This is a genomic window from Oscillospiraceae bacterium MB24-C1 (assembly GCA_030913685.1).
In the GTDB taxonomy this organism is placed as follows: Bacteria; Bacillota; Clostridia; order Oscillospirales; family Ruminococcaceae; genus Yanshouia.
In genome coordinates, this window is sequence record CP133187.1 from 443,094 (window position 1) to 468,661 (window position 25,568).

General features: G+C 49.2%; 28 protein-coding genes, 1 riboswitch and 1 other annotated feature. Of the genes, 23 read left to right on the forward strand and 5 right to left on the reverse strand.

All coding sequences use genetic code 11. The features are described from left to right. Nucleotide 1: 1 nt before the first annotated feature. The 15 genes from RBH76_02180 (at nt 2) to tyrS (ending at nt 13,536) form a co-directional block, all read left to right on the forward strand. Nucleotides 2-580, forward strand: a complete 579-nt coding sequence (locus tag RBH76_02180; GenBank protein WMJ84250.1) for a hypothetical protein — start codon at nt 2-4, stop codon at nt 578-580. A 19-nt stretch (nt 581-599) separates the two neighbouring features. Continuing rightward, on the forward strand, nt 600-1,142 hold the full coding sequence (locus tag RBH76_02185; GenBank protein ID WMJ84251.1) for a SpoIIIAH-like family protein: 543 nt from the start codon (nt 600-602) through the stop codon (nt 1,140-1,142). Between the two features lie 344 nt (nt 1,143-1,486). Beyond that, nucleotides 1,487-1,855 carry an Asp23/Gls24 family envelope stress response protein gene (locus RBH76_02190; protein WMJ84252.1) on the forward strand — a complete coding sequence of 123 codons (369 nt, stop codon included), beginning with the start codon at nt 1,487-1,489 and terminating at the stop codon, nt 1,853-1,855. Between the two features lie 75 nt (nt 1,856-1,930). Further along, nucleotides 1,931-2,374, forward strand: a complete 444-nt coding sequence (gene nusB, locus RBH76_02195) for a transcription antitermination factor NusB (GenBank protein WMJ84253.1) — start codon at nt 1,931-1,933, stop codon at nt 2,372-2,374. After that, the gene (locus RBH76_02200; GenBank protein WMJ84254.1) at nt 2,359-3,321 is read left to right on the forward strand and encodes a peptidase M22; all 963 of its coding nucleotides are present in this window, start codon (nt 2,359-2,361) and stop codon (nt 3,319-3,321) included. Before nusB ends, RBH76_02200 begins: the two co-directional genes overlap by 16 nt. Then, nucleotides 3,318-4,535: an exodeoxyribonuclease VII large subunit gene (gene xseA / locus RBH76_02205; GenBank protein WMJ84255.1), complete on the forward strand. Its 1,218-nt coding sequence runs from the start codon at nt 3,318-3,320 to the stop codon at nt 4,533-4,535. Before RBH76_02200 ends, xseA begins: the two co-directional genes overlap by 4 nt. After that, entirely contained in the window at nt 4,532-4,732 is a 201-nt protein-coding gene (gene xseB, locus RBH76_02210) for an exodeoxyribonuclease VII small subunit (protein ID WMJ84256.1), read from the forward strand. Before xseA ends, xseB begins: the two co-directional genes overlap by 4 nt. Continuing rightward, complete coding sequence (locus RBH76_02215) at nt 4,722-5,615, forward strand: polyprenyl synthetase family protein (protein WMJ84257.1); 894 nt, start codon at nt 4,722-4,724, stop codon at nt 5,613-5,615. The genes xseB and RBH76_02215 overlap by 11 nt, the downstream gene beginning before the upstream one ends. A 34-nt stretch (nt 5,616-5,649) precedes the next feature. Then, nucleotides 5,650-6,219 carry a divergent PAP2 family protein gene (locus tag RBH76_02220; protein WMJ84258.1) on the forward strand — a complete coding sequence of 190 codons (570 nt, stop codon included), beginning with the start codon at nt 5,650-5,652 and terminating at the stop codon, nt 6,217-6,219. A 21-nt stretch (nt 6,220-6,240) separates the two neighbouring features. Further along, nucleotides 6,241-8,094: a 1-deoxy-D-xylulose-5-phosphate synthase gene (gene dxs / locus RBH76_02225; GenBank protein ID WMJ84259.1), complete on the forward strand. Its 1,854-nt coding sequence runs from the start codon at nt 6,241-6,243 to the stop codon at nt 8,092-8,094. Nucleotides 8,095-8,112: 18 nt separating this feature from the next. After that, the gene (locus tag RBH76_02230; GenBank protein WMJ84260.1) at nt 8,113-8,916 is read left to right on the forward strand and encodes a TlyA family RNA methyltransferase; all 804 of its coding nucleotides are present in this window, start codon (nt 8,113-8,115) and stop codon (nt 8,914-8,916) included. 3 nt (nt 8,917-8,919) lie between these two features. Continuing rightward, complete coding sequence (locus tag RBH76_02235; GenBank protein ID WMJ84261.1) at nt 8,920-9,786, forward strand: NAD(+)/NADH kinase; 867 nt, start codon at nt 8,920-8,922, stop codon at nt 9,784-9,786. A 5-nt stretch (nt 9,787-9,791) separates the two neighbouring features. After that, on the forward strand, nt 9,792-10,247 hold the full coding sequence (locus RBH76_02240) for an arginine repressor (protein ID WMJ84262.1): 456 nt from the start codon (nt 9,792-9,794) through the stop codon (nt 10,245-10,247). Between the two features lie 14 nt (nt 10,248-10,261). Then, nucleotides 10,262-11,938: a DNA repair protein RecN gene (recN, locus tag RBH76_02245; GenBank protein WMJ84263.1), complete on the forward strand. Its 1,677-nt coding sequence runs from the start codon at nt 10,262-10,264 to the stop codon at nt 11,936-11,938. A gap of 54 nt (nt 11,939-11,992) precedes the next feature. Beyond that, nucleotides 11,993-12,237, forward strand: a binding site (T-box leader). A gap of 78 nt (nt 12,238-12,315) precedes the next feature. Further along, nucleotides 12,316-13,536, forward strand: a complete 1,221-nt coding sequence (gene tyrS, locus RBH76_02250; protein WMJ84264.1) for a tyrosine--tRNA ligase — start codon at nt 12,316-12,318, stop codon at nt 13,534-13,536. A 141-nt stretch (nt 13,537-13,677) separates the two neighbouring features. On the opposite strand, the gene RBH76_02255 is transcribed toward tyrS, so the two are convergent. Beyond that, a complete protein-coding gene (locus RBH76_02255; protein WMJ84265.1) occupies nt 13,678-13,851 on the reverse strand; it encodes a hypothetical protein in 174 nt (57 codons plus the stop codon). Nucleotides 13,852-14,021: 170 nt separating this feature from the next. On the opposite strand from RBH76_02255, the gene RBH76_02260 reads away from it, so the two are divergent. Then, nucleotides 14,022-14,417, forward strand: coding sequence for a TM2 domain-containing protein (locus tag RBH76_02260; protein WMJ84266.1), 396 nt, complete (start codon nt 14,022-14,024; stop codon nt 14,415-14,417). Between the two features lie 200 nt (nt 14,418-14,617). Here the strand turns inward: RBH76_02260 and pyk are convergent, their stop codons facing one another. From pyk to asd, 4 genes are all read right to left on the reverse strand, one after another. Further along, nucleotides 14,618-16,363, reverse strand: coding sequence for a pyruvate kinase (gene pyk / locus RBH76_02265; GenBank protein WMJ84267.1), 1,746 nt, complete (start codon nt 16,361-16,363; stop codon nt 14,618-14,620). Between the two features lie 332 nt (nt 16,364-16,695). Continuing rightward, nucleotides 16,696-17,448 (reverse strand): 4-hydroxy-tetrahydrodipicolinate reductase, encoded by a 753-nt coding sequence (gene dapB / locus RBH76_02270; protein ID WMJ84268.1) that lies wholly within the window; start codon nt 17,446-17,448, stop codon nt 16,696-16,698. An 11-nt stretch (nt 17,449-17,459) separates the two neighbouring features. Beyond that, nucleotides 17,460-18,353 (reverse strand): 4-hydroxy-tetrahydrodipicolinate synthase, encoded by an 894-nt coding sequence (gene dapA, locus RBH76_02275; GenBank protein ID WMJ84269.1) that lies wholly within the window; start codon nt 18,351-18,353, stop codon nt 17,460-17,462. Between the two features lie 39 nt (nt 18,354-18,392). Then, the gene (gene asd, locus RBH76_02280) at nt 18,393-19,472 is read right to left on the reverse strand and encodes an aspartate-semialdehyde dehydrogenase (protein WMJ84270.1); all 1,080 of its coding nucleotides are present in this window, start codon (nt 19,470-19,472) and stop codon (nt 18,393-18,395) included. A 218-nt stretch (nt 19,473-19,690) separates the two neighbouring features. Then, nucleotides 19,691-19,868, reverse strand: a riboswitch (Lysine riboswitch). A gap of 68 nt (nt 19,869-19,936) precedes the next feature. Here asd and queA point away from each other — a divergent pair. The 7 genes from queA (at nt 19,937) to proC (ending at nt 25,516) form a co-directional block, all read left to right on the forward strand. Continuing rightward, nucleotides 19,937-20,974 carry a tRNA preQ1(34) S-adenosylmethionine ribosyltransferase-isomerase QueA gene (gene queA / locus RBH76_02285; GenBank protein WMJ84271.1) on the forward strand — a complete coding sequence of 346 codons (1,038 nt, stop codon included), beginning with the start codon at nt 19,937-19,939 and terminating at the stop codon, nt 20,972-20,974. A gap of 12 nt (nt 20,975-20,986) precedes the next feature. Beyond that, on the forward strand, nt 20,987-22,117 hold the full coding sequence (gene tgt / locus RBH76_02290; GenBank protein ID WMJ84272.1) for a tRNA guanosine(34) transglycosylase Tgt: 1,131 nt from the start codon (nt 20,987-20,989) through the stop codon (nt 22,115-22,117). 105 nt (nt 22,118-22,222) lie between these two features. Continuing rightward, complete coding sequence (yajC, locus tag RBH76_02295; GenBank protein WMJ84273.1) at nt 22,223-22,516, forward strand: preprotein translocase subunit YajC; 294 nt, start codon at nt 22,223-22,225, stop codon at nt 22,514-22,516. Nucleotides 22,517-22,627: 111 nt separating this feature from the next. Continuing rightward, nucleotides 22,628-23,044 (forward strand): TIGR04086 family membrane protein, encoded by a 417-nt coding sequence (locus RBH76_02300; GenBank protein ID WMJ84274.1) that lies wholly within the window; start codon nt 22,628-22,630, stop codon nt 23,042-23,044. Nucleotides 23,045-23,108: 64 nt separating this feature from the next. Continuing rightward, nucleotides 23,109-23,249: a six-cysteine ranthipeptide SCIFF gene (scfA, locus tag RBH76_02305; GenBank protein ID WMJ84275.1), complete on the forward strand. Its 141-nt coding sequence runs from the start codon at nt 23,109-23,111 to the stop codon at nt 23,247-23,249. Nucleotides 23,250-23,333: 84 nt separating this feature from the next. Beyond that, nucleotides 23,334-24,692 (forward strand): thioether cross-link-forming SCIFF peptide maturase, encoded by a 1,359-nt coding sequence (scfB, locus tag RBH76_02310; protein ID WMJ84276.1) that lies wholly within the window; start codon nt 23,334-23,336, stop codon nt 24,690-24,692. Nucleotides 24,693-24,715: 23 nt separating this feature from the next. After that, nucleotides 24,716-25,516: a pyrroline-5-carboxylate reductase gene (gene proC, locus RBH76_02315; protein ID WMJ84277.1), complete on the forward strand. Its 801-nt coding sequence runs from the start codon at nt 24,716-24,718 to the stop codon at nt 25,514-25,516. Nucleotides 25,517-25,568 lie beyond the last annotated feature (52 nt).

Here is a 25,568-nt window from a genome sequence, read left to right on the forward strand (position 1 = left end):
TATGGAAGCGTCTGGATTTCTCAAAGGATTATTTTCAAAAAGCGGCATTTCCCAAAAACAGGCCAAATGGTTGACGATGCTGGGCGTGGCAGGCATGCTGTTAATTATGTTGACCGGCCTATGGCCGGACGATAGCGGCCAGTCCGATGTGTCAAAGGATGTTGTCGGTTCGCTGGATACTCACGCGCAGCAGACCGAGCAGCGTTTGGCTGAGATATTAAAACAAATTAAAGGGGTGGGCGCGGTACATGTTATGGTCACGTTGGAAAACGGTGTTGAATATCGGTATGCTGCGGACGAAAAACAGTCTGACGACAGCGTTTTTACCTACGCGGACGGCAGCGACGCCCCCTCTAAGGTTCAGGAAAAGGAAGACCGGCAACAAAGCTATATCCTCGTTGATTCTTCAGGTGGCAAGAAGCCTTTGGTGCTTACCGAGCTTTCACCCAGGGTAAAGGGTGTGGTGGTGGTTTGCAGCGGCGCCGGGAATCCGGTGATACGCCAGCGCGTGACCGACGCGGTGACAACGGCGTTGGGCGTTACATCCTTACAGGTATGCGTAATTCAATCAGCAGAATAATAAGCGGGAGGCAATCCGAATGAAAAAATTTAGAATGAATATGATTGTTGGCAAGAAACAGATTATTTTGGCTGCTTTGGTGCTCTGCCTGTCTCTGGCGGTATATCTCAACTGGGTATATTCCGGCGACGGGTTCGAGCTGCCAACCACAAGCACGCTGGAGACGGATAAAAACTACGGCGACTCTCAGTATGTCAATATTGGCGAGGATGCCGATGCCTTCTTTGCTGAGGCAAAAATCAGCCGACAGAAGACCCGCGATGAAGCGGTTCAGACATTAAAGAACCTCATCGAAAGTGACGCCATCACCCCAGAACAACGTACCGAGCTGGCGCTGAAAACCACCTCAATGGCACAGGCGATCGAGACAGAAGGCAAAATCGAAAACCTTATAAAGGCAAAAGGCTTTACAGAATGCATGGTCTATTATGATACCGAACGCGTCGATGTCATTGTTAAAACCAACGGTCTTCTCACGAACGAAGTGGCACAGATGAAGGATATCATCGTTAAAGAGGTCACCATTCCCGATGAGAACATCGCCATTATTGAGGTCAACTGAGTATAGTATCGGGGCTTGCTAAAACATACTATGATATTGAGGCGCACTTTGGGTGCGCCTCAATATGCGCAATCGGCCACCTTATTACTTTCAAAATACAGTCAAAAAGGCTGTGGCAGAGGACTTTTGCAGCAAACCACAGATATTTTTGTATCATCCGGTTGTCTTGCAGCAAATATGTGGTATAATAACTGAAAAGCAATTATTATACCGGATGATGTCCAACGGTTTGCCGCTGATGCAATAACACTTTTAAAGGTTCTAATTCTTTACATAGCCATGGGCTTTGATTTTTCGGGACAATTTTGCGCGGCATTTGAAAAGACAACGGAGGAAACTTATAGATGAATGAGAAAATAAGAGAAAGCGCGGTCGGAACGCTGCGCATTTCCAAAGAGGTTTTAGTCACCATTGCCGGTACGGCTGCATCAGAGGTCGAGGGCGTGCACAGCATTACTGCTTCGCCGGTCGATTTTAAGGGCATGCTATCCAGACGGTCGTTCCCCAAAGCAGTAAACATTGCACTCAATGATGATATGGCTGATATAACGCTGCATCTCGTTTTGAAACATGGTGTTAAAATCCCGGTCGTTTCTGAGATGGTGCAAAAGGCTGTTAAGGAATCTATTCAAAGCATGACTGCCATCACCGTTTCTAAGGTCAACATCGTTGTTGAGGGAATTGCATACGAGGCCAGCGAAATGCAGGCTTAAACCAGCAATGAGATACCCTCCCGCCTGATACGCCGGAGGGTATGTTTTTGTATTTTTACATGAGAGGTCGTTCCTATGAAGAGAAGAGATGCGCGAGAAGCTGCATTCCTGCTTATTTTTGAAAAATCCTTTCGCGAAGAGCCCATGGATGAGCTTATTACGCTGGCGGTTGAGAGTCGCGCGCTTGAGCTTAATGACTATGCCCGGCGGTTGGTGCTAACAGTGGATGAAAAAGAAGCTGAACTCGATCAAAATATCGAGAAACACCTGACTAAGTGGAAAATCACTCGTCTGGCGCGGGTTACTTTGGCGGTACTGCGGTTGGCAGTCTGTGAGTTGAGCTATTTCCCGGATATTCCGGTGCGCGTAACCATTAATGAGGCCATTGAATTGGCAAAAAAATATGCAACTGAGAACGACGCTTCATATATCAACGGCGTGCTGGGCTCCTTTGTCAAGGAGGCCGTACCGGTCAAGAATAAAGAGGCTGACGAGAACGAATCATGCTTGGATATTTAGGGATTGACACCAGTAACTATACCACCTCCTGCGCCATTTATCGCGCGGGGGGTGTCGTTTCGCAAAAACGGCTTTTGCCCGTGCCGCAGGGTCAGGTTGGCCTACGGCAGAGCGATGCCGTTTTTTCGCATGTTAAGGCGCTTGGCGAACTTATGACGACGCTTCGTGCACAGGATAATCAGCCACTTGCTGCTATCGGTGCAACGCGGCGCCCGCGCGATATAGAAGGCTCGTACATGCCCTGTTTTTTAACGGGGCTAATGGCGGCTGAAACTGCTGCTGCAGCAACCGACGTACCGCTATATACTTTTTCACATCAGGCGGGGCATGTTGCGGCGGCGCTTTACGGTGCCGACCGGCTTGAATTAATCAACAAAAACTTTTTAGCATTTCATCTTTCGGGAGGAACCACTGAGTGCTTGTGGGTTAAGTCACTGCCCAAAGCTGATATTGTACTATTGAGCTGTACCAATGACTTGAACGCCGGACAGGTGGTGGACAGAGTTGGACATATGCTTGGGCTTGACTTTCCTGCGGGACCCGCGCTGGATGCGCTCGCGCAGCAGTCCACTCGTAGCTTTAAGGTTAAATCGGCGTTTCAAAGCGAAAATCCTTGTCTTTCCGGTATAGAAAACCAGTGCCGGGCCATGCTGACAAAGGGGGAACCACCTGCAGATATTGCTCGGTTTTGCCTGCTATCTATTTTGTCGGCGCTTTTAAAAATGGCTGAGAATGCCAAAACCGCCACCGGCTGTACCGATTTGGTGTTTGCAGGGGGCGTGATGTCCAATTCTATTATCCGTGCTGAGGTTGAGGGCCGGTACAATGGCATTTTTGCACCGCCCGAGTTTTCCTGTGACAACGCGGCGGGCATTGCTGTGCTCACGGCGCTTGCCGCAGGTGAAACGGTGACTCGGGCAGGTGTGGGAGGAGGTGCACGCGCATGAGACTGCCGATTTTAAAAGTATCGCAGTTAAACCGCTATGTTAAATCACAGCTGGAAGCCGATCCTAGGCTTAAAGAAATCTATGTTGCGGGCGAAATTGGCACTCTGACCGCTAACCAGCGCTCGGGGCACCTCTACTTTACGCTGCGCGACGATACGTCCTCCATCAAAGCCGTTATGTTCGCCGGCAACGCGTTGCAGCTCAAGTTTATGCCTCAAAGCGGTCTGGCGGTTGTAGCGCGTGGTGCGGCCACCCTTTATGAACGTGACGGCACGTTCCAGTTAATGGTGTCTGAGTTGATGCTTGATGGCGCGGGCGCACAGGGCTTCGCCTTTGAGAAGCAAAAGCAGCTGCTGGCCGCAAAAGGCTATTTTGATGAGCACAAAAAACGTGCTATTCCACCTAATCCGACGATAGTCGGCGTGGTGACGTCCGATTCGGGCGCAGCGCTGCATGATATCTTCAGTGTGATCGCACGCAAAAACCCCACGGTGCAGCTGTTGCTGGCACCCGCTGTGGTACAGGGGCCGGAGGCACCCGCGTCAATTGCTGCGGCGATCGCAGCAATCAATCGCGATGGCAGAAGTGAGGTTCTGATCGTCGGACGGGGAGGTGGTTCCGCTGAGGATCTCTGGGCCTTTAACGAGGAGTCAGTGGTGCGCGCTGTAGCCCAGTCCCGCATTCCGACTATTTCAGCTGTGGGTCATGAGACCGATATCACGCTGTGCGACCTTGCCGCCGACCTTCGCGCTGCAACACCGACCGCAGCCGCCGAACTGGCCGTAACTGACCGCGCGCAGCTTCTGGAGCGGTTGGGGCAGCGTAAAAATATGCTTAAAAACGCGATGACACACCAGCTAATTTTAAAAGAACGGCTGTTGCTTGAAAAAAAATCGACCGAGCCACTAAAAAATCCCTGGTTTTTTATTAATAAAAATAGACAAAGATTGAATAATTTGATAGAATCGATGTATAACCTTTCTCAAAGTGAGATCTCTAACAGGCTTAAGCCTGTTTCACAACGGGCCGCCCTGCTCGATTCTCTAAGCCCTCTTAGGATACTGGCCCGGGGCTATTGCATTGCGACAAAGGAAGGACACCCCGTCATTTCCGCTGGGCATCTGCAAGAAGAGGATAATATTACACTTCGGTTACATGAGGGCAGCGCCACGGCTGTTATTCAAAGCATCGCCACAGAAGGAGAAGAGACATGACCTTTGAACAGGCGCTTACCCGCTTGGATGAAATTACCGCACTGCTATCAAACGGTAGCACCAGTCTGGAGCAGTCGCTGGCACTTTATGCTGAGGGTGCTGGGTTGATTGAAACCTGCTCACAGCAGTTAAATGAAGCCAAAACAAAAATAGAAAAGCTTTTTCCTGAGAAAGAGGGACCGAGCGATGCGATTTGAGGACAAATTTTCCGCACTTCAAGCACAGATTGAAAACAATTTGCAATATTATACCGAATATGCCGAGGACATGATGCAAGCTCCTGTGCTAGAGGCTATGCGGTATAGTCTGTTGGGTGGCGGCAAACGTATTCGTGCGGTGCTGGCGGTTGAATTTTGTAAGGCCTTCGGCATGCCCGGTGAGCTGGCGATGCCCGCTGCCTGCGCGCTAGAGATGATTCACGCCTATTCATTAATACACGACGATCTGCCCTGCATGGACGACGACGACATGCGCCGCGGCAAACCCTCAAACCACAAGCAGTTTGGTGAGGGACTAGCGGTGCTGGCGGGCGACGGCCTATTGACACTCGCCTTTGAGGTAGTTTCAAGCGACGAGACCCAGCGCCTGCTGGGAGCCGATTGTGCACTCGCACTCGTACGCACGCTCTCACAGGCAGCAGGTGAATATGGTATGCTGGGCGGCCAAGTTATCGACGTACTGAGCGAGGGGCACTCGCTCACATTACCCAAACATCACGACATGGTCGCGATGAAAACGGGGGCACTGATTTGTGCTGCAGTTCACTGCGGCTGTATTGCCGCCGGGGCTTCGACAAACCAGACCGAAAAGGCGCTGGCCTTTGCCAAAAAAATTGGGCTAGCCTTTCAGATCACCGACGATATTCTCGATGTAACCGGCGACAGCACCATGTTGGGCAAAAACATTGGTAGCGATGAAAAAGCGCAAAAGGTTACCTTTGTTTCGCTGATGGGCTTGGGCGCTGCTCAAAAAGAGGCGGAAGCATTATTTAAAAGCGCACAACAGGACCTTGCCGAGCTGTTCCCCGAGAACACTTTCCTACCTGCGTTGACCGAGCTATTAGCGCACCGTAACGCATAATTTGTATTCTCCGATTAAAAAGGAAGTTATTGACATGCCGATTATTCAAGTTCTTTGCAGCAATCCACTTGTCAATATTTGTGCAGTGGCGTGGTTTGCCGCACAATTAATCAAAACGCTGCTGCATTGGTTTTCACACGGTATTTTAAGATTAGATCGTCTGACAGGTTCGGGCGGTATGCCCAGTTCACATTCTGCGTTGGTGGTATCGTTGACCATCGGTATGGCGCGCGTCGAGGGCTTTGTTTCGCCGGTGTTTGCCCTGACCATCGCCTTTGCCGCGGTGGTGATGTATGATGCAATGGGCGTACGACGGGCCGCAGGCGAACAGGCAAAAACCATCAACTGGTTGCTGGGTAGCTATAAAGATTTTTGGGATGTTTTAAAGTCTCATCCATTATTAGATTTTGGCGACGACGAGGAAGTTGTTGCACCACAGGAAAACGTAACCGAAGAGGTAAATCAAGAGGAAAACGCTCCAGCAGATGAAACGGCCTCTGAGCAGGATCGCAAGGCGCTTAAAGAATATCTGGGACACACACCGCTGGAGGTTATCGCAGGTGCATTACTTGGAATACTTATTGCAATGATCTATCCGTTATAATATATATTTAAGGGGTATGACATGTCTTCAAAACGAATTTTAGATCTGTCCGGCAACCCGCAGGGGTTGCGACAGCTTTCTGTCTTTCAGCTTAAGCTGCTAGCCGAAGAAATCAGGGCTGAGTTGGTGAACACCGTCTCACAAACCGGGGGACATCTGGCCTCCAATCTCGGTGTGGTGGAGCTGACATTAGCGTTGATGTATTGTTTTGACGTTTCCAAAGACAAAATTGTCTGGGATGTCGGACACCAATGCTATACCTACAAACTGTTGACCGGCCGTTTGAGCCGTTTTGGGACGCTCCGGCAAGAAAATGGTATTTCTGGTTTCCCAAAAACTGAGGAAAGCACCTATGACAGCTTTATCGCGGGGCATGCCAGCACGTCGATTGCCGCAGCTTACGGGCTAAAGCGCAGTCTGACACTGCAGGGTAAGAGCAGCCATGTTGTCGCGGTCATCGGCGACGGCTCGCTGACCGGCGGTATGGCTTATGAGGGCTTAAATAACGTCGGAAAGAGCGGCGAAAACCTCATCATTATTATCAATGATAACGAAATGGCCATCTCAAAAAATGAGGGGGCCATTGCTAAATATTTATCATTCATTCGTTCAAAGCCTGGCTATTTCAAAGTAAAAAAGGTGACCGAACAAGCATTGCTCAGTGTACCTGTTGCGGGCGAGGCGCTTCGCGATCTCGTCGCGGGGTCTAAAACGGTGTTAAAGCAGGTCATTTATCCGAGCACTTTTTTTGAAGAGCTTGGGTTCACCTATTTTGGCCCGATGGATGGACATAACCTGCAAAACCTCTGCGATATTCTGGCCGAGGCTAAGAAAAACGACGGCCCTAGCATCATCCATGTGCAAACAAAAAAAGGGAAGGGCTATACTTTTGCAGAGCAAAACCCGGGTGCCTATCACGGCGTTTCGCGTTTTGATATTAAAACCGGTCAGCCGCTCAAAGCGACTGGGGATAGCTTTTCTTCGGTGTTTGGCAAGGAACTGGTTCGGCTGGCGGAGGAAAATCCTCGGATCTGCGCCATCACGGCCGCAATGGAACACGGCACCGGATTGCAATATTTTGGCAGACGGTTTAAGAACGCCGGCCGGTATTACGACGTAGGTATCGCAGAGGAATTTGGCGTCACCTTTGCCAGCGCACTTGAGGCGGGTGGTATGTTACCGGTTTTCGCAATCTATTCCACCTTTTTACAGCGTGGATATGACCAGTTGATTCACGACGCAGCCATTGAAAGGCGGCACATCGTGCTGGGCGTCGATCGTGCCGGTATTGTTGGCGACGATGGTGAAACGCATCAGGGCATCTTTGATGTGGCATTTTTATCAACCATTCCAGGTGTGACGGTTTTGGCTCCAGCCAACTACGCTGAACTTAAAGCAATGCTTAAAAGTGCGCTAAATGACCACGACGGTCCTGTTGCGGTTCGCTACCCCAGAGGTAGCGAAAGCCCTACGCTGGCAGAACTCCCCTCGACCGGTGCAGCTTTTGACGAATATGCCACCACCGGCAGCAAACAGGTAATCGTGACCTATGGTAGAACCTTTGCCGCTGCTAAAGAGGCTGCTGCACGGCTTGGCGATACCGCCGTTATTAAGCTAAATCGTGTTTTGCCGCTGGATGACGATGCAGTAGCGGCTGCTTTTAAATATGATCGAATTCTTTTCGCTGAGGAGGGCATTCGTAACGGCGGCGCAGGGATGCAATTTATCGCCGCACTCGCATTAAACGGCTACCGCGGGAAAACCGAGTTGCATGCCATTGATGGTTTTGTACCGCAAAGCGCGGTGGAAAGTGCTTTGCATACACTGCGATTGGATGCCGACGGTTTGACTGAACTGCTTGAGCAAATGGACTAATGACAGGTGCGTGTTAAAATGAAAAAACGGCTTGATGTGCTTTTGGTCGAACGTGGCCTTGCGCCCGATATCACCCAGGCACAGGCGCTGATCATGTCTGGCAGAGTCTATGCCGCCGGACAAAAATCGGATAAATCCGGGGAAGACTATAAAGATACAACCCCGATAGAGGTCAGAGGCGGTGCGCTGCGGTATGTCAGCCGCGGCGGGTTGAAGCTTGAAAAGGCGTTGGCGTCTTTTCCACTAAACTTAAAGGACTGCGTTTGCTGCGATTTTGGCGCTTCGACCGGTGGATTTACCGATTGCATGCTACAAAACGATGCTAAAAAGGTCTATGCCTTTGATGTGGGATATGGACAGCTGGCCTGGAGCCTGCGCCAAGATGCGCGTGTTGTCAACCGCGAGCGTACCAACGTGCGCCATCTCACGCAGGAGGATGTCGCCGAACCAATTGATTTTATCAGTATTGACGTGTCTTTTATCTCATTGGCACTGGTACTGCCCGTAGCTTATGAACTGTTAAAGCCCGGGGGCGCGGTCATCTGTCTCATCAAGCCACAGTTTGAAGCCGAGCGCGACCAGGTTGGCAAAAAGGGCGTTGTTAGCGATCAAGCCGTACATCTATCGGTGATTGAAAAGATCATAAATTGCGCAAAAACGCTAAGATTTAATGTAAAGGGATTATCCTTTTCACCCGTAAAAGGGCCTGAAGGGAATATTGAATATCTGCTCTATCTCGTCAAAGAGATACCGAGTGGGGAATCTTTGGGTGATGCCCTAAAAATTGTGGAGGATGCGCATCAGAACTTAAGCGCAACTTAAATCATGATGAAGAAAATCTTACTTTGCCCAAATCTAAAGCTTGCCAATGCGATGTCCTGCACCTCAGAGACAGTTGCCCGCCTTAAAAATTGCGGTCTCGTACCCATGTTGTCCAAGCAGGATGCTGAGATGCTTAATTGCTGTAAAGATATTGCGACGGACGATCTTGATACGCTGTTAAAGATATGCGATGCGGTCATCGCTATCGGCGGTGACGGCACAATATTTCATCAGGCGGGCGTCGCCATGCGTTATGACAAGCCGATTTTAGGCATCAACTCTGGGCGTCTGGGCTTTTTATCCCAGATGGAGTCGAGCGATCTCTCTGATCTTGAGGCGCTTAAAACTGGTGAATTCGATATTGAAAACCGCATGGTGCTGCGCATGTCTGTCTTTGGTGCCAACGCGCAGCGGGTGACTGGTTTTGCCATCAACGACGTCGTGATTTGCCGCACACAGTTTGGACGCGCCATCGACATTAGTGTGCTGTGCGGTGCTGATACAGTAGGAGAATACCGCGCAGATGGCATTATCTTCGCCACCCCGACCGGCTCCACCGCCTATTCGCTTTCCGCCGGTGGCCCCATCATCGATCCCTCGGTCGAAACAATCACGATGACACCCATCTGCCCGCATTCGCTATCGGGCAGATCGATCGTTTTTTCGTCGGACAAATGTCTGGTTGTCAGACCCCTCATGCCCGATCCCAACGCCGAGCTATGCGTGACGGTTGACGGTAAGGCCGTGGCCGACATCGGCAAAATTGATCACGTTTTAATTGAAAAATCGCGGTATGTTTCTCGCTTCATCTGTCTGAAAAACCGCAGTTTTTATCAAACACTGAATCAAAAGTTAAAACTTAGGGGGTAAACCACATGAAAGCAAGTCGTCATGCTAAAATTTTGGAATTGATTGCCGATGAAGCAATAGATACGCAGGAGGGGTTGCTTGAACATCTCAAAGGCTGCGGCTTTGACGTGACCCAGGCAACCGTATCGCGCGATATACGTGAGCTCGGCATTCATAAGGTGCGTTCAGAAAACGGCAGATACCGCTATGTGTCGATGCGCATTAAGCAAGGCGCAAACATGTCCGGTAAATTTGCTATGATCTTCAGTGAATCGGTCAAGGCGATTGATTATGCACAGAATATTGTGGTTATCAAATGCTTTACCGGTATGGCCAACGCCGCTTGCGCCACCTTTGACGCTGCGGAGTTTAGCGACGTTGTCGGTACGCTTTCAGGCGACGATACTTTTATTGTGGTCGCCCGTTCTATCGAAAGCGCCGCACAAATCACCGAAAGACTTAAAAAGCTGATTAACAAGTAAGGCGGCGGAATAAGATGCTTTCACAGCTTTGGATACAAAATATAGCGGTTATACAGAGCGCACAGATCGCCTTCAAGGGCGGTCTGAACGTGTTTACCGGCGAAACTGGTGCAGGTAAATCTATTTTGATTGGGGCCATTGGTGCTGTTTTGGGTTCGCGCACTTCTAAGGAGCTGATCCGCACCGGTGAGAAAAAGGCTTCGGTCACGGCGTTGTTTACAAATCTCTCGAATGCAGTCAACCAAAGCCTTGCCGAACTAGGCGTTGATGTGCAGGAAAATGAACTGCTGATTGAGCGCGAAATTACCAGCGACAGCACTGTTTGCCGTGTCAATGGCAAGCTGTCAACCGTTGCCATGCTCAAAAATATTGGCGCGCTGTTGATTCACACCCATGGACAGCAGGATAGCCAACTGTTGTCCCTGCCGGAGACGCACTTGCAATTTGTTGATAGCTACGGCGAATTACAGCCTGTCCTTGCAACCTATCGACAGCATTATGGGGAATTATGCAGCATTGAAAACAAGCTGGCCACAATCGAAACCGACGAGGCCTCAAAAGCCCGCCAGATTGATCTATTAAATTACGAAATAAACGAAATCACCACCTGCCGCTTGGTGGACGGCGAAGAAGAAGAATTGTTGACGCGCAGGCGGGTTATAAGAAATGCCGAACATTTAAGCGAACTGCTGTACCGCTGCCGCCAGAACCTCTCAGGTGCGGAGGAATTCCAGGGCGCCATCGCGCTGCTGTCCGACACCGCAGAGGCACTGGAGGATGCCAGCAAGTACATAGACGACCTTAATCAGGCCGCACAGACTGTTTCGAGCTTTGAATATGAGTTGGAGGATATCTCCTCACAGTTGCGAGAGCAGCTTGACGCGCTGGAATTTGATCCGCGGGAGCTTGATGATATTGAAGAACGGCTCGATACTATTAGTCGGCTAAAGAAAAAATATGGCGGCAGCATCACCGAAATTCTCGCTTATTGTGAAAAGGCACAGCAGCAACTCGATGAGATAACGCTCTCAGAGCAAACGATACAAAAACTAAAAATGGCGCAGGAAAAGGCGAAGAAAGATGCCGAAGCCGCAGCGGGCGCCTTGACACAGGCGCGCCGTACCGCTGCCGACGGGCTAATTGACGCTGTCAAGGCAGAGCTACGCGATCTGGACATGCCCGCGGTACAGATGGATATTGCCATGACGAAAAAGCGTTTGGGTGATAACGGTGCAGACGAGGCGGAATTCCTGCTGTCGGTTAACCCAGGTGAGGCATTAAAGCCGCTCTCCAAAATTGCCTCGGGCGGTGAAATGAGCCGCATTATGCTCGGCATCAAGAACGTACTCTCCGGCAAGGAGGATATCGGGACGCTGATCTTTGACGAAATTGACACGGGAATCAGTGGGCGCGCAGCACAGAAAGTCGGAGCCAAGCTCCAGGCTGTCGCCAACAGCCGGCAGGTTATCTGCGTCACTCACTTAGCACAGGTGGCCGCCTTCGGTGAACATCATTTACTCATTGAAAAACAAGTCAGCGAGGGACGCACTTTTACACAGCTACAAGCGCTGGATGAAGAGGGGCGTGCAAAAGAACTGGCCCGAATCATGAACGGTGAACCGATCACTGCGCTAGCGCTTGAAAACGCGCGGCAGCTGCTTAAAAACAGTCGCCGTTCGCTAACGGCATAGCACATATATTTTTATTAGGGTTGACAAACGTGTTTGGTAAGGCTATAATCTAGCTTAATGGCTGTGAAGGGAATAAGTAGCTTTAATCTTGCGTGCCGCAGAGAGTTCCTGGTTGGTGTAAAGGAACGCCGCAGACTTTAGCGAATACTTCCCGGAGCTGCAGATGCAAACGCAGTTTTTAAAACTGTCAGTCGTATCTGCCGGGTGCGCCCGTTATGGTGCGAGAACGTGTTTGCGTTCGGTGAGGCCGCTTTTGCGGCGAACAGAGGTGGTACCGCGTTAAATTTTACGCCCTCTGCTCCGATATCGGGGCAGAGGGCGTTTTTGTGATTAATCATTCTAGAATAAGACAAGCTATTAAAAAGGAGAAGATCAATATGACAGTATTTGAAGAACTCAAGCGCCGTGGATTAGTTGCACAGACTACAAATGAAGAAGCGATTCAAAAGGCGCTAGATAACGAGCGTGTAACCTTCTATATCGGTTTTGACGCCACGGCAGACAGCCTACATGTCGGCCACTTTTTACAGATTCTGATCATCAAGCGCTTGCAGATGGCGGGGCATCGCCCCATCGTACTGCTGGGCACCGGTACCACGATGGTCGGTGACCCTTCGGGCAAAAGCGACATGAGAAAGATGCTCACTGTCGATCAGATCAACCACAATGCCGAATGCTTTAAAAAGCAGATGGAAAAATTCATCGACTTTTCTCCTGAAAAGTGTATTGTGGCGCGCAACGGCGACTGGCTGAAGGATCTTAACTACATTCAGCTACTGCGCGATGTCGGCGTACATTTCTCGGTCAACCGCATGCTCTCCGCCGAATGCTATAAATCCCGCATGGAAAAAGGCCTGACCTTCTTAGAATTCAACTACATGATTATGCAGAGCTACGATTTCCTGCACCTCTACAGAACCTACAACAATACGATGGAGCTGGGTGGAGACGACCAGTGGTCCAACATTCTGGGCGGTGTTGATCTTGTACGCCGCGCAGAGGGCAAAGAGGTTTTTGGCATGACCTTCAATCTTTTGACCAACAGCGAAGGTAATAAGATGGGCAAGACCGAAAAAGGCGCCGTGTGGCTTGATCGTGAGAAAATGCCGCCTTATGAATTCTTCCAGTACTGGCGTAACGTCGGCGACAATGACGTCATCAAGTGCCTGAAGTTTTTGACCTTCCTGCCGATTGAGGAAATTGAAGCAATGGAAAGCTGGGAGGGCGCACAGTTAAACCGCGCAAAAGAAATTTTGGCTTTTGAACTGACTAAGATGGTTCACAGCGAAGAAGATGCCCAGAAGGCGCTGGATGCAGCCCGTGCGCTGTTTGTTTCGGGGGCTGACAGCGAACACATGCCCTCGACTGAGATTACACTGACGGATGGCGCCATCAACATCGTTGAGCTGTTAAAGGTCACAGGCCTCGCCTCATCCAACGGTGAAGCCCGCCGCTTAATCCAGCAGGGCGGCATCATGGTAGACGATGAAAAGGTGGGCGACTTTGCCGCTAATATTCCCGCCGCGGCCTTTGAAAAAGGCTATGTTGTCATTAAAAAGGGTAAAAAGGTGTTCCATAAGGCTGTTTTACAGGCTTAGAACTTATAGCCAATCGGCGTGTCAAGGATTTGATGCGCCGATTGACTTTTTGACGCTGTTGCCCTATACTGATGACATATTATTTGATACAGTAAGGGGAGAGGGGCCGCTTGATAATTTTATTACAGCGGCGCAAACGCCTTATTTTATTTGCTGTGTTGCTGCTTGCAGCGGCATATTTTTTCTTGGATTATATTCATTTCGGTTGCCTTTTTCAGCGCTTTTTGCATATTCCATGTCCGGGCTGCGGCATGACGAGGGCAATAAAATCTGCGCTGGCGCTGGATTGGAAATCTGCCTTTTCATACCATCCAATGGTATTTTCGCTCCCGCTGGTGGCGGGCTATATTCTAATGAACGGGCGTCTGTTGAAGCATAAAGGTTTTAACGATTTCATATTGGTGTTAATCGGAGCCGGTTTTTTAGTTAACTATATTATTAAGCTGGCCGGCTTGTCCGGGTAGTACTAAACAGGGGGATATTTTATGTATTGCAGAAATTGCGGCAACGCTATGGATGACAGGGCGGTGGTTTGCGTCAAATGTGGTGTACGGGCTGGTGATGGTCCAAACTACTGCCAGAATTGTGGCAGGGAGACCACTGCACCTAATGCCGTTGTCTGCACCTATTGTGGCGCAGGTCTGATTCAGCCAATACCGGCTTACGGTCAAAAGTCACGGCTGGCGGCCGGCTTGTTCGGCATATTTTTAGGTGGTCTTGGTATTCACAATTTTTATTTGGGATATACCGGTAGAGCTATTGCTCAGATTGCGCTGTCATTCTGCTTTGGCATTGGCGCAATCTGGGGTCTCGTCGAGGGTATTATGTTGCTGGCCGGGGCTATCAACTGTGACGCTAACGGTACTCCACTCAAGGATTAATATACTGTAACCCCATTGAAAAGCAACGTAAAGAGATAAGTTAATAAAAAGTAAAAAAGCTGCCATTGGCAGCTTTTTGTTTTCTTCTGTATTGCCCAACCAATATAGATTAAACACAAGCCGCCGAGCCGATTTTCCGCTTTGGGCAGCGTTTTTTAACGTATACCCATGCAAATCGGCCGACGGCTTATTATTTATTTTTATTCGGATATTGCACGAACGATACCGCGTTCGGTATCGACAGCAACGTCAGAACCGCTCTTTAATCGAGTGGTTGCACCGACCGCGCCCACCAACACCGGCTTGCCAAGTGTCAAGCCCACAATGGCTGCGTGACTGTTAAGCCCTGGCTCTTCGGTGACAATGGCGGCAGCTGTTCGCATCTCGTCGAGAATGGCGTTGCTGGTTGAAGGCATAACCAACACGTCGCCGGGGTGGTATTTTGCAGCAACCTCCTCCTCGTTTTTACAAATACACAGCCGGCCAATGCCGACTAACTTGCCAACACCCACGCCGGACAGCAACGTATCACCAACCAAATGAACCTTAATCATATTGGTTGTACCGGGAATGCCGATCGGAACACCTGCCGTAAGCACTGTCAGATCGCCAGATTTAACATAGCCCTGTCTTCTTGCCAATTGTATAGCATGCTCAAGCGCTTCATCGGTGGTTTTTTTCAAAGGCATAACAACAGGGGAGATACCCCATGAAATTGCAAGATGACGGCAGGTTTGCTCGGTTATTGCGCAGGCAATAATGGGGGCGCTCGGGCGGTATTTACAAACAAGCCGTGCCGTCTCACCGCTATGGGTAATGGTCACAATGGCCTGTGCACCAACATCCATGGCGGTGGTGCAGGCAGAATGCGCGATAGCATCTGAGACGCTTAAATGCGCTTCAGAGCTGCGGGCGCGCAACCTTTTATCGTAGTTGATATCCTGTTCGGTGCGCTCGGCAATAGCGGCCATGGTCTGCACCGCCTCAACCGGGAATTTTCCGGCGGCGGTTTCGCCTGAGAGCATAATGGCCGAGGTACCGTCGTAGATGGCATTCGCGACATCACTCATCTCGGCGCGGGTGGGGCGTGCATGCTGAATCATCGATTCTAACATCTGCGTGGCGGTGATAACTGGCTTGCCCGCAGTAGAACAATGCACAATAAGTCTCTTTTGGATAATTGGAATTTCAGTGAAGTCGATTTCAACGCCCATGTCGCCGCGCGCGATCATAATGCCATCCGAAACAGCCAGTATCTCGTCAATATTGGCGACACCCTCGGCATTTTCAAGCTTGGCGATGATCTTGATACTATCGCATTTATGGCTGTCGAGTAGCTCTCGAATATCTAGAATGTCGCGTGCACAGCGAACAAAGGAAGCTGCGATAAAATCAAAGCCATTTTCAATACCAAACAGAATATCCGACTCGTCCTGTGCGCTTAGATAGGGCATGGAAAGTGCAACACCTGGTACGTTGACGCTTTTGCGGTTTGAGATCGGGCCACCATGCACGACCTTGCAGTGAATGTCGTTATCGACTACATCTGTCACCGAAAGCTCTATCAAACCGTCATCCAACAGAAGCTTGGTTCCAGGCCTGACATCGGTGGGCAAATTTTGATATGTCACCGATGCAATTTGCGTATTACCTAGCAGATCACGTGTTGTCAAGGTGAAGTCGCTGCCGTCAGCAAGAACTACCTTTCCTTCTTCAAAATTTCGCAGTCTTATTTCCGGCCCTCGGGTGTCGAGCAGTGCGGCAATAGGAAGATTCAATTCTTCACGGACTTGCTTGAGAGCCTTGAGCCGTGCTAAGTGTTCGGCATGGGTACCGTGGGAGAAGTTAAATCTCGCCACATTCATGCCGGCAAGCGCTATCTGACGCAGGATATCCCCTTGATCAGTAGCGGGGCCCAGTGTACAAACAATCTTGGTTTTTCTCATATACTTACCCCTTTTTATGCAAAGGCGCGGCCTGAAAAACAGTCCGCGCCCGATATTAACATATCAAAAGCGGCCGCCCTGTTAAGGGACAACCGTTGTATGTGCCACACAAGCGCAAAGTGCTCAGCGGCAAAACGAAACTATCAAAAGCGGTTGCCCTTTAAGGGGCGAGCTGTTAGATGTCGACTAGTATACTAATCCTTTTCGGCTATTATACCAGAGAAAAGCGATAGACTGCAAGTACATTCATAGATTTACTTACAATCTATCGCTAAATGATGAAACGTATTGTACCTTTAGATACTATTCGACCTGTAAAAGCTAAGACAAGGTTAGAATTTAAGGATATCCTTCATATTATATAACCCAGGTTCTTTGTCGGATGCCATGAAAACAGCGGCCTTTAGCGCGCCGATAGCAAAGACATCCTTCGAACTTGCAGCATGTGAAAGGGTAATGACCTCATCCATACCGCAGAACATAATCTCATGTTCGCCCGCAATCGTACCACCGCGGACAGCGTGCATACCGATTTCGCTAGACTCTCGGCGCTTTCTCACCGCGTGACGGTCATAGACCAGTTCGGGTTCGTAGGGTAACGCTTCCGTGATAGCATTTGCCATCATGATAGCGGTTCCGGAAGGTGCATCAATCTTTTGGTTGTGATGTTTTTCGATAATTTCTATATCAAAGCCCTTGCCCAGCACGGTAGCGGCATGTCTGGCCAGCTCACAGAGCAGATTAACACCTAGCGACATATTAAAAGTAAAGAAGATAGGCACACTCTTTGCCGCCTCCTGAATCATGGCAATATCTGCTTCGCTCATTCCAGTGGTTGCGATAACAGCCGGAATCTGGTTCTTTTTGGCGAACGCCAGCAGATGAGGGAGGGTAGAAGGGTGGGAAAAATCCACGATGACGTCGGCGGAAACAGGCGCATTTTCAAAGCCTGCATAGATGGGGTAAGGTAGCGTACTGCTTTCTTTTTGATCTATGCCCGCCAGCACCGTAATATCTAGTTTCGGGGCGACAGCGCCCACCGTACGCCCCATTGCGCCGAGGGCACCTGAAATAATAATGTTCATGAGGGTCTCCTTTATGCGTTAATCAGATGATATTTTACCATGACATCACGCAGATGCTGTTTGGCAGCTGGCGACATTTCATCCAACGGCAGCCGGCAGGAGCCTGCAGCAAAGCCCATAAAGTTGAGCGCCTGCTTCACCGGAATGGGGTTAACATCCGAGAAAAGTGCAGCAATCAGCTCGATGTGAGCGATTTGTAGATCGGCGCTTTCTTTGACCTTGCCATCAAAATAAAGCTGACAAATGTCATGTGTTTCTCTCGGGCAGATGTTTGAAAGCACCGAGATAACACCCTTGCCGCCCAGTGACAAGAGGGGGACAATCTGATCGTCATTGCCAGAATAGATGTCAAGATTGTCGCCGCACAGTGCATGGGTTTGTGCAATGGCAGAAATGTCGCCGCTGGCTTCTTTAAGCGCCACAATGTTCGGATGCTTTGCAAGCTCAGCATAAGTCGTGGGTTTAAAAGTTACGCCAGTGCGGCTGGGCACGCTGTAGACCACAATAGGCAGATCGGTGGCGTCCGCAATCGCGTTATAGTGACGGACAAGGCCGGTCTGTGAGGCCTTGTTATAGTACGGCGAAACATGGAGCAGGGCATCAGCACCCACCTGTTTTGCTTCTTTGCTCAGCCAGACGGCATAGGCAGTATCGTTGCTGCCTACACCCGCGATAACCGGTACGCGGTGATTCACTGTTTCAACAGCAAAACGGATACACTCGGTGTGTTCTTCGTCGGTTAAAGTTGAGGATTCGCCTGTGGTTCCGCAGATGACAATGGCATCGGTACCGTTATCAATCTGAAAGTCTATCAGTCTGGCAAGCTCTTTATAGTTGATGCTGCCGTCTTCAAACATTGGGGTGGCAATAGCGCAACCTGCGCCGCGAAAAATTTCTCTTTTCATAGCTGCTTGCTCCTTACTGTCAATTCTATGGTCTGTCGATTAGTCAAAAAAGCCCTTTGCTGCATACAATTCGGCCATTAATACCGCACCGCCGGCAGCGCCGCGCAGCGTATTGTGTGAAAGACAGACAAATTTATAGTCATACTGGGTATCGGGGCGTAGGCGTCCGACAGAAACCGCCATGCCTTTTTCAATATTGCGATCAAGGCGGGTTTGGGGACGATTGCTCTCTTCAAAATAGTGTAAAAATTGCTTGGGCGCTAAGGGGAGTTCTAATTCTTGAGGCTCGCCCTTAAAGGCGTCCCAACGCGCTTTAATTTCTTCCACAGAAGGCTTGTTTTTAAAACTTACAAACACAGCAGCCATGTGGCCGTCACTGGCAGGAACACGCAGACACTGCGCCGTGATAGCGGGGCCTTCGGCGTTGACAATCCGGTCTCCCTCAACCTTGCCAAACAGCTTGAGAGGCTCTTTTTCACTCTTTTCTTCCTCGCCGCCGATATAGGGAATGACGTTATCCACCATCTCGGGCCAGCGCTCAAAGTTTTTGCCCGCGCCCGAGATCGCCTGATAGGTGCAAACCAGCACATTTTCAATGCCAAATTCGCGCAGGGGAGAGAGAGCAGGCACATAGGACTGCAATGAGCAGTTAGATTTAACCGAGATAAAACCACGCTTGGTGCCAAGACGCGCTCTCTGCGCTTTTACAACTTCCACATGCTCGGGGTTGATTTCTGGTACAATCATCGGAACATCGGGTGTCCAGCGGTGCGCGGAGTTATTTGACATAACAGGGCATTCCGCCTTTGCATAACGCTCTTCAAGTGCACGGATTTCATCTTTTTTCATATCGACGGCGCAAAAGACAAAATCGACAAGCGAGACGATCTTTTCAACGTCCGCTTCGGCATCCATGATAACCATATCCTTGCAATATTCCGGCATCGGAACACTGAGTGCCCAGCGATCGTTTACTGCATCAGTATATTTTTTACCCGCAGATCGTGCGGAAGCAGCAATTGCTGTCACCTTAAACCACGGATGATTATCCAGGAGCGTCAAAAAACGCTGACCCACCATACCGGTTGCACCAATTACACCTACATTGTACTGCTTCATAATAAAAGCACCTCCATAACGTTCCTTTTTAAACCCTAATATTTGGTATAATGAATAAAAACAAGGGAAAACTATTTCCTATTTTAATCAGTTCGTCAAATATTAGTATTTTTCTAACTTTGCCGTATAAATAAAAATACCGGTTGAAAACCGGCATCCACTGCAATATAATAGAGATATTGACGCTTAAAACATGCACCACTCCCAATGCATGCTCAAAAGTCGATAGCCCTTCACCATTTGCAGTGGTGACAGTTGCACGTTTCTTTAACGTACCCCCAGGATCAACGGCTGCCGTACCGTTTCCTTCGGCGTCTTTCCCTTTCATAACGGCTTCAAGCGATCTGGCGATCTTGCCGAAGTATTACTGATGAAAAACGCACCTCTATCTTTATTGTCCATTATAGTAGCATTCATTATAAAAATTGTCAAATATTTTTTAAATAAACTTTTTAGGAGAATCTATGCTAAAATCTGACTTCTACTTTGCTCTTCCCAAGGAATTAATAGCCCAAACACCTATCGAACCGCGAAATGCTTCCAGACTGTTGACGCTTGACAGAAAAAGCGGCGCTGTTGAACACCGGATGTTCACCGACCTTTACACGCTGTTAAAACCGGGGGATCTACTGGTTTTAAACGATTCACGTGTACTGCCTGCGCGAATTCTTGGCGTTTCTGAAACAACCGGTAGCCCAATGGAGTTTTTGCTGCTTCAACAAAAGCGCCAAGATGAATGGGAAGTGCTGGTGCGCCCAGGAAAGCGCGCTAAACCGGGTGCAAAATTTATCTTTGGCGAAGGATTATTATACGCCGAAGTGCTTGAGATTTTAGACGGAGGCAACCGTCTCGTGCGTTTTTCTTACGATAGCGGCAGCTTTTATACCAACCTGGAACAGATTGGGCAGATGCCGCTGCCGCCCTACATTACCGAAAAACTCGACGACCCTGAACGTTATCAGACGGTTTATTCTAAAGAGTTGGGTTCCGCCGCAGCTCCTACTGCTGGGTTGCATTTTACCGAGCAAATGCTGAACGATCTGCGTGCTATGGGCATTAAAACTGCATTCGTCACGCTGCATGTGGGTTTGGGTACTTTCCGACCGGTCAAGGAAGATGATATCAACGACCACAAAATGCACTCAGAACATATTTTCTTGCCACAAGAAACAGCTGACTTGGTTAACGAAACCAAGCAAAACGGCGGACGGGTTATCGCCGTGGGCACCACCAGCTGCCGCACACTTGAAGCGGTTGGTCAGATGGGCATGCCCCTAAAGGCGTATGAAGGGTACACTGAGATTTTCCTTTACCCCGGCAAGGAATTCACCGCCATTGACGGGTTGATCACCAATTTTCATCTGCCGGAAAGCACGTTGATTATGCTGGTTTCGGCCTTTGCAGGACGTGAACATGTGCTTGCGGCGTATAACGAAGCTGTCGCACAGCAATACCGTTTTTTCTCTTTCGGCGACGCTTGTTTTATCGCCGATATCGACTAACAGGGGGACATTATGTATCATTTATTAAAACAAGAGGGCAGGGCGCGCCGCGCAGAATTTAAAACGGTGGACGGCACGTTTCAGACCCCTGCGTTTATGAACGTAGCGACTGCTGCCGCCATCAAAGGCGGTATTTCGGCGCATGACTTAATGGATCTAAAATGTCAGATCATGTTGAGCAATACTTATCACCTGCACGTAAGACCCGGAGACAATGTTGTTCGCGACCAAGGTGGCCTCAAGGGTTTTACCCGCTGGGACGGCCCGACGCTGACCGATTCCGGCGGTTTCCAAGTGTTTTCGCTCGCGTCGCTGCGTACAATAAAAGAAGAAGGCGTTACATTCCAGTCTCATGTGGACGGAAAGCGCATTTTCATGGGGCCGGAGGAGAGCATGCGCATCCAGTCAAATTTGGGCTCTACCATTGCGATGGCATTTGACGAGTGTATTTCGAATCCTGCGGAATATGACTACGCCAAGCGATCAATTGGGCGCACCACCCGCTGGCTGGAGCGCTGCAAAGCCGAAATGGCGCGCTTAAACGCCCTACCGGGTACCTTAAACCCGCACCAACTGCTGTTTGGCATCAATCAAGGTGCCACCTTTGATGATCTACGCATCCAGCACATGAAGGACATTGCAACGCTCGACCTTGACGGTTATGCCATAGGCGGTCTGGCGGTAGGTGAGGAAACCGAGATGATGTACCACATCATCGAACAAGTTGAACCATTCATGCCTAAAGGCAAAATCCGCTACCTAATGGGTGTGGGAACACCGGCAAATATTATTGAAGCGGTCTGGCGCGGTGTCGATCTATTTGACTGCGTTATGCCCAGCCGAAATGCGCGTCATGGACATTTGTTTACCTGGAGCGGTATTATCAACATCAATAATGCCAAATATCAGAATGACAGCAATCCTGTGGATTCTCAGTGCGGATGTCCGGCCTGTCAGCATTATTCCCGCGCCTACCTGCGGCATCTTCTCAAAGCAAACGAGATGTTGGGTATGCGTCTGGCGGTACAGCACAACCTTTATTTTTACAACACGCTGATGGAAAAAATTCGCGCAGCGCTTGATGCAGGGGAATTTGAGGCTTTCCGTAGCCAGTACACCACGCTGCTGGCTACCCGCATATAATGGTCGTTTGAAAGAAAGACTTTATAATTGGCTGATTTTCTCTTGATTGTTGGTATTTTTTTATGTATAATGACAATGTTATAATAGATTGAAGGGAAGAACAAAATGGGTAATTATATGTTACAGGCGACAAATCCGGTAGGCTCTTATATTATGATGGGCGCAATGCTCGTTGTAGTTTATCTGGTCATGTTCCTGCCCCAGAGAAAGCAGCAGAAAAGGGACGCACAAATGCGTGCTTCGCTTGACGTCGGCAATGAGGTGCTGACCCAGGGCGGCATCATCGGTCGTGTCGTCAGTCTGAAGGATGATACCATTGTTATCGAAACCGGCTCTGACCGCGTCAAGATTAGAATTCTGCGCAGCGCCATTGTAGCCAACACCACCCCCAAGGAATAAGTACCGATACCTTATTGTTGATAGGTTTTCTGTGTTTTTGATCGGCAATAAAGGCATATTTGTCCGATACCTCGAATAAGCTTTCGTAAAGAGCTTAGGAGGGGAAGCACGATGAAGGGCAAGGCTAAACAGCGTACAGCCGGCAAAAGCAACAACGCAACCACAAATATGGTTACTATGCTTAAAGCAGTGACATTTGGGCTGTTGGCAACAACGGTCGTGTTGCTGCTTTTTTCGTTTGTAATGTGTAAAAAAGACGTTCCATTCGTGCTACTAAATCCTTTTTCGGCAGGCCTTTTGATGCTCGGCTCGTTTTTATCCGGGTATCTAGCGGCACGCCGCATTCGCGAACGTGGCATGATGGTTGGAGCACTCTGCGGGCTGATCATATTCTCGCTGTTGATGCTGGCGTCGTTTATGAGCCGGTTTGATGTCGGTCTTACCGCCTTGATTAAGCTTATTATTTCGGTGGCCAGCGGTGCCATTGGTGGAATTATTGGTGTTAATGCCAAATTTAAGCGAAAATAGTATTTGAAAGATGCTAGTAGGTATGCTATAATATTTTTGATAAAATATTCGGAGGATGATTTAAATGAAACACATTAAAACGATAAATAAAGCTAACCTGAAGGAAACGGCTGCCAAGGGCGGCTGCGGCGAGTGCCAGGCCTCCTGTCAGTCCGCATGCAAGACCTCCTGCACTGTCGCCAACCAGAAGTGCGAGAGAAAGTAAGGTTCTGATTAAAGCATTAGAAAGGGGCAGTTTACCTGTCCCTTGCTTTTTTAAACGAATTTATGAGTTAGGATGAATAGTATAATGCTCCATCGCTATATTCAAGGCGGTTACTACATCGTTATGGATGTCAACAGCGGCGCAATCCACTTAATGGACAGGCTTGGCTATGATATGACGGGTATGTTGTCGGCTCCCATGACAGAGAAATGTCCGCAATCACTGCTGAACAAATTCTCTGGGAACTTTTCTGAACAGGAAATTACTGAAACCTACGCTGAGCTTTATGCGCTTTATCAGGCAGGGGAGCTGTTCAGCGCGGATGATTATGAAAAATACCAGAGTATAACGGCAGTTTCACCTGTAAAGGCCATGTGCTTGCATATCGCGCATGACTGCAATATGCGCTGTGAATACTGTTTTGCCTCCACCGGCGACTATCAGGGCGGTAGAATGCTGATGAGTGCCGAGGTGGGGAAGAAAGCGATTGACTACCTGCTGCACCACTCTCAGGGGCGGCGGAATCTTGAGCTTGACTTCTTCGGCGGAGAGCCGCTGATGAACTTTGATGTTGTCAAGGAGATTGTCGATTATGCCCGTTCTAAGGAAAAGGAATACAATAAGGTGTTCCGCTTCACCATCACGACGAACGGCCTTCTGTTGACCGACGATAAGATTGAGTTTATCAATCGCGAAATGTCCAACGTCGTGCTGTCTTTAGATGGTCGACCAGGTGTCAACGACCGGGTGCGCAAGCGTGTCGATGGTTCAAGCTGTTACGACGCTATTGTACCTAAGTTTCAGAAAATGGTGGCAGCAAGAGGGGATAAACCCTATTATGTGCGTGGTACTTTTACCAAGTATAATCTCGATTTTGTCGAGGATGTTTTGTACTTAAACGAACTTGGGTTTGATCAGATTTCGGTTGAGCCGGTGGTCGCCGAAGATAATATGCCTTACGCCATCACAGAAAAGGATCTGCCTGACATTTATGCTGAATATGAAAAACTAGCCGAGGAAATGATCAAAAGAGAAAATGGCGAGAAAAAGTGGTTTAATTTTTTCCACTTTATGATAGATCTTGATCAAGGCCCCTGCGCCATTAAGCGGTTGCGCGGGTGCGGGTGCGGCAATGAATATGTGGCCGTGACACCCGATGGTGACGTCTATCCCTGCCATCAATTTGTGGGGCACGAGGAATGGAAAATGGGCAGCGTATTTGATCGTTCAATCGATACCGCGATGAAGGAACGGTTTGCAAAATCAACCGTTTATGGCAAAGAAGATTGCCGTAATTGCTGGGCTAAGTTCTATTGCAGCGGCGGCTGCAATGCCAACGGCATGATCTACAACGGTGATATCCTAAAACCACATAAGATATCCTGTGAAACCGAGAAAAAGCGTATTGAATGCGCGCTTTATATTAAAGCTGCAACTCTTTAAACACTGAAAGGCAGGGAAGGGTTATGTTAAAACTGGGCGTGATAGGTGTAGGGAATATGGCAGCTGCGCTGCTTGGCGGCATTCTAAAAAATGGCGTGGTCCCGCCTGAGCAGATTTTGCTTTGCGACCGGCACCCAGAACGCCATGAAGCGTTGTATAGTCTGGGAATTCGCCAAGCTGCAAATCCTTGCGAAGTAGTAGAAAGCTGTAAATATGTGCTTTTAGCCGTAAAGCCACAAGGCTTTACAGGGGTTTTGGAAGAGATAAAGCCTGCATGTAAAGGCCAGAATATTTTCATCTCAATTGCGGCGGGCATCTCAGGTGATTTTATTAAAAAAGCTTTGGACTATGACGCTAAGGTGGTTTTGGTTATGCCGAATACCCCTGTTTTATTGGGATATGGTACTTCGGCACTTTCTTTGGTCAGCCCAACCAACCAAGATGAGTTTAATACCGTGCTCAGCTTTTTCGCTGCCTGTGGTGATGCGATTCAAATTCCCTCCAACCTGATGAACGAGGTTATTCCGTTCAACGGCAGCAGTCCAGCTTTTATCTATCGCTTTACGCAGATTTTTGTACAGCGTGCCGTTGCACTAGGTTTTGATCAGGAGACAGCGCTCAAGCTGTTTTGCAGCACGCTGATTGGATCAGCCCACATGATGATTGATAGTGGTATCGATCTTGACCAGTTGATCAAGATGGTCTGTTCCAAGGGTGGTACAACACTGGCTGGCCTTGACGCCATGGAGCAGCATAACCTGGAGGAGGCCGTTGTAGCTGGTATTGATAACTGCGTTAAACGCGCCTATGAGTTGGGTCGATAGGTACAAATTTTTGTGTGGAATCATAATAAGGACAACCCCCGGCATATCCTTT

Excerpts from the sequence above, each read along its gene's own strand:
- recN (WMJ84263.1), top strand. The coding sequence starts at position 10,262 with ATGCTTTCACAGCTTTGGATACAAAATATAGCGGTTATACAGAGCGCA.
- RBH76_02180 (WMJ84250.1), top strand. The coding sequence starts at position 2 with ATGGAAGCGTCTGGATTTCTCAAAGGATTATTTTCAAAAAGCGGCATT.
- scfB (WMJ84276.1), top strand. The coding sequence starts at position 23,334 with ATGCTCCATCGCTATATTCAAGGCGGTTACTACATCGTTATGGATGTC.
- scfA (WMJ84275.1), top strand. The coding sequence starts at position 23,109 with ATGAAACACATTAAAACGATAAATAAAGCTAACCTGAAGGAAACGGCT.
- pyk (WMJ84267.1), bottom strand. The coding sequence starts at position 16,363 with ATGAGAAAAACCAAGATTGTTTGTACACTGGGCCCCGCTACTGATCAA.
- RBH76_02185 (WMJ84251.1), top strand. The coding sequence starts at position 600 with ATGAAAAAATTTAGAATGAATATGATTGTTGGCAAGAAACAGATTATT.
- dapB (WMJ84268.1), bottom strand. The coding sequence starts at position 17,448 with ATGAACATTATTATTTCAGGTGCCCTCGGCGCAATGGGGCGTACGGTG.
- queA (WMJ84271.1), top strand. The coding sequence starts at position 19,937 with ATGCTAAAATCTGACTTCTACTTTGCTCTTCCCAAGGAATTAATAGCC.
- RBH76_02230 (WMJ84260.1), top strand. The coding sequence starts at position 8,113 with ATGAAAAAACGGCTTGATGTGCTTTTGGTCGAACGTGGCCTTGCGCCC.
- tgt (WMJ84272.1), top strand. The coding sequence starts at position 20,987 with ATGTATCATTTATTAAAACAAGAGGGCAGGGCGCGCCGCGCAGAATTT.
- tyrS (WMJ84264.1), top strand. The coding sequence starts at position 12,316 with ATGACAGTATTTGAAGAACTCAAGCGCCGTGGATTAGTTGCACAGACT.
- proC (WMJ84277.1), top strand. The coding sequence starts at position 24,716 with ATGTTAAAACTGGGCGTGATAGGTGTAGGGAATATGGCAGCTGCGCTG.
- RBH76_02235 (WMJ84261.1), top strand. The coding sequence starts at position 8,920 with ATGATGAAGAAAATCTTACTTTGCCCAAATCTAAAGCTTGCCAATGCG.
- RBH76_02200 (WMJ84254.1), top strand. The coding sequence starts at position 2,359 with ATGCTTGGATATTTAGGGATTGACACCAGTAACTATACCACCTCCTGC.
- RBH76_02190 (WMJ84252.1), top strand. The coding sequence starts at position 1,487 with ATGAATGAGAAAATAAGAGAAAGCGCGGTCGGAACGCTGCGCATTTCC.
- RBH76_02300 (WMJ84274.1), top strand. The coding sequence starts at position 22,628 with ATGAAGGGCAAGGCTAAACAGCGTACAGCCGGCAAAAGCAACAACGCA.
- dapA (WMJ84269.1), bottom strand. The coding sequence starts at position 18,353 with ATGAAAAGAGAAATTTTTCGCGGCGCAGGTTGCGCTATTGCCACCCCA.
- RBH76_02215 (WMJ84257.1), top strand. The coding sequence starts at position 4,722 with ATGCGATTTGAGGACAAATTTTCCGCACTTCAAGCACAGATTGAAAAC.
- xseB (WMJ84256.1), top strand. The coding sequence starts at position 4,532 with ATGACCTTTGAACAGGCGCTTACCCGCTTGGATGAAATTACCGCACTG.
- dxs (WMJ84259.1), top strand. The coding sequence starts at position 6,241 with ATGTCTTCAAAACGAATTTTAGATCTGTCCGGCAACCCGCAGGGGTTG.
- xseA (WMJ84255.1), top strand. The coding sequence starts at position 3,318 with ATGAGACTGCCGATTTTAAAAGTATCGCAGTTAAACCGCTATGTTAAA.
- RBH76_02260 (WMJ84266.1), top strand. The coding sequence starts at position 14,022 with ATGTATTGCAGAAATTGCGGCAACGCTATGGATGACAGGGCGGTGGTT.
- RBH76_02220 (WMJ84258.1), top strand. The coding sequence starts at position 5,650 with ATGCCGATTATTCAAGTTCTTTGCAGCAATCCACTTGTCAATATTTGT.
- yajC (WMJ84273.1), top strand. The coding sequence starts at position 22,223 with ATGGGTAATTATATGTTACAGGCGACAAATCCGGTAGGCTCTTATATT.
- RBH76_02240 (WMJ84262.1), top strand. The coding sequence starts at position 9,792 with ATGAAAGCAAGTCGTCATGCTAAAATTTTGGAATTGATTGCCGATGAA.
- nusB (WMJ84253.1), top strand. The coding sequence starts at position 1,931 with ATGAAGAGAAGAGATGCGCGAGAAGCTGCATTCCTGCTTATTTTTGAA.
- asd (WMJ84270.1), bottom strand. The coding sequence starts at position 19,472 with ATGAAGCAGTACAATGTAGGTGTAATTGGTGCAACCGGTATGGTGGGT.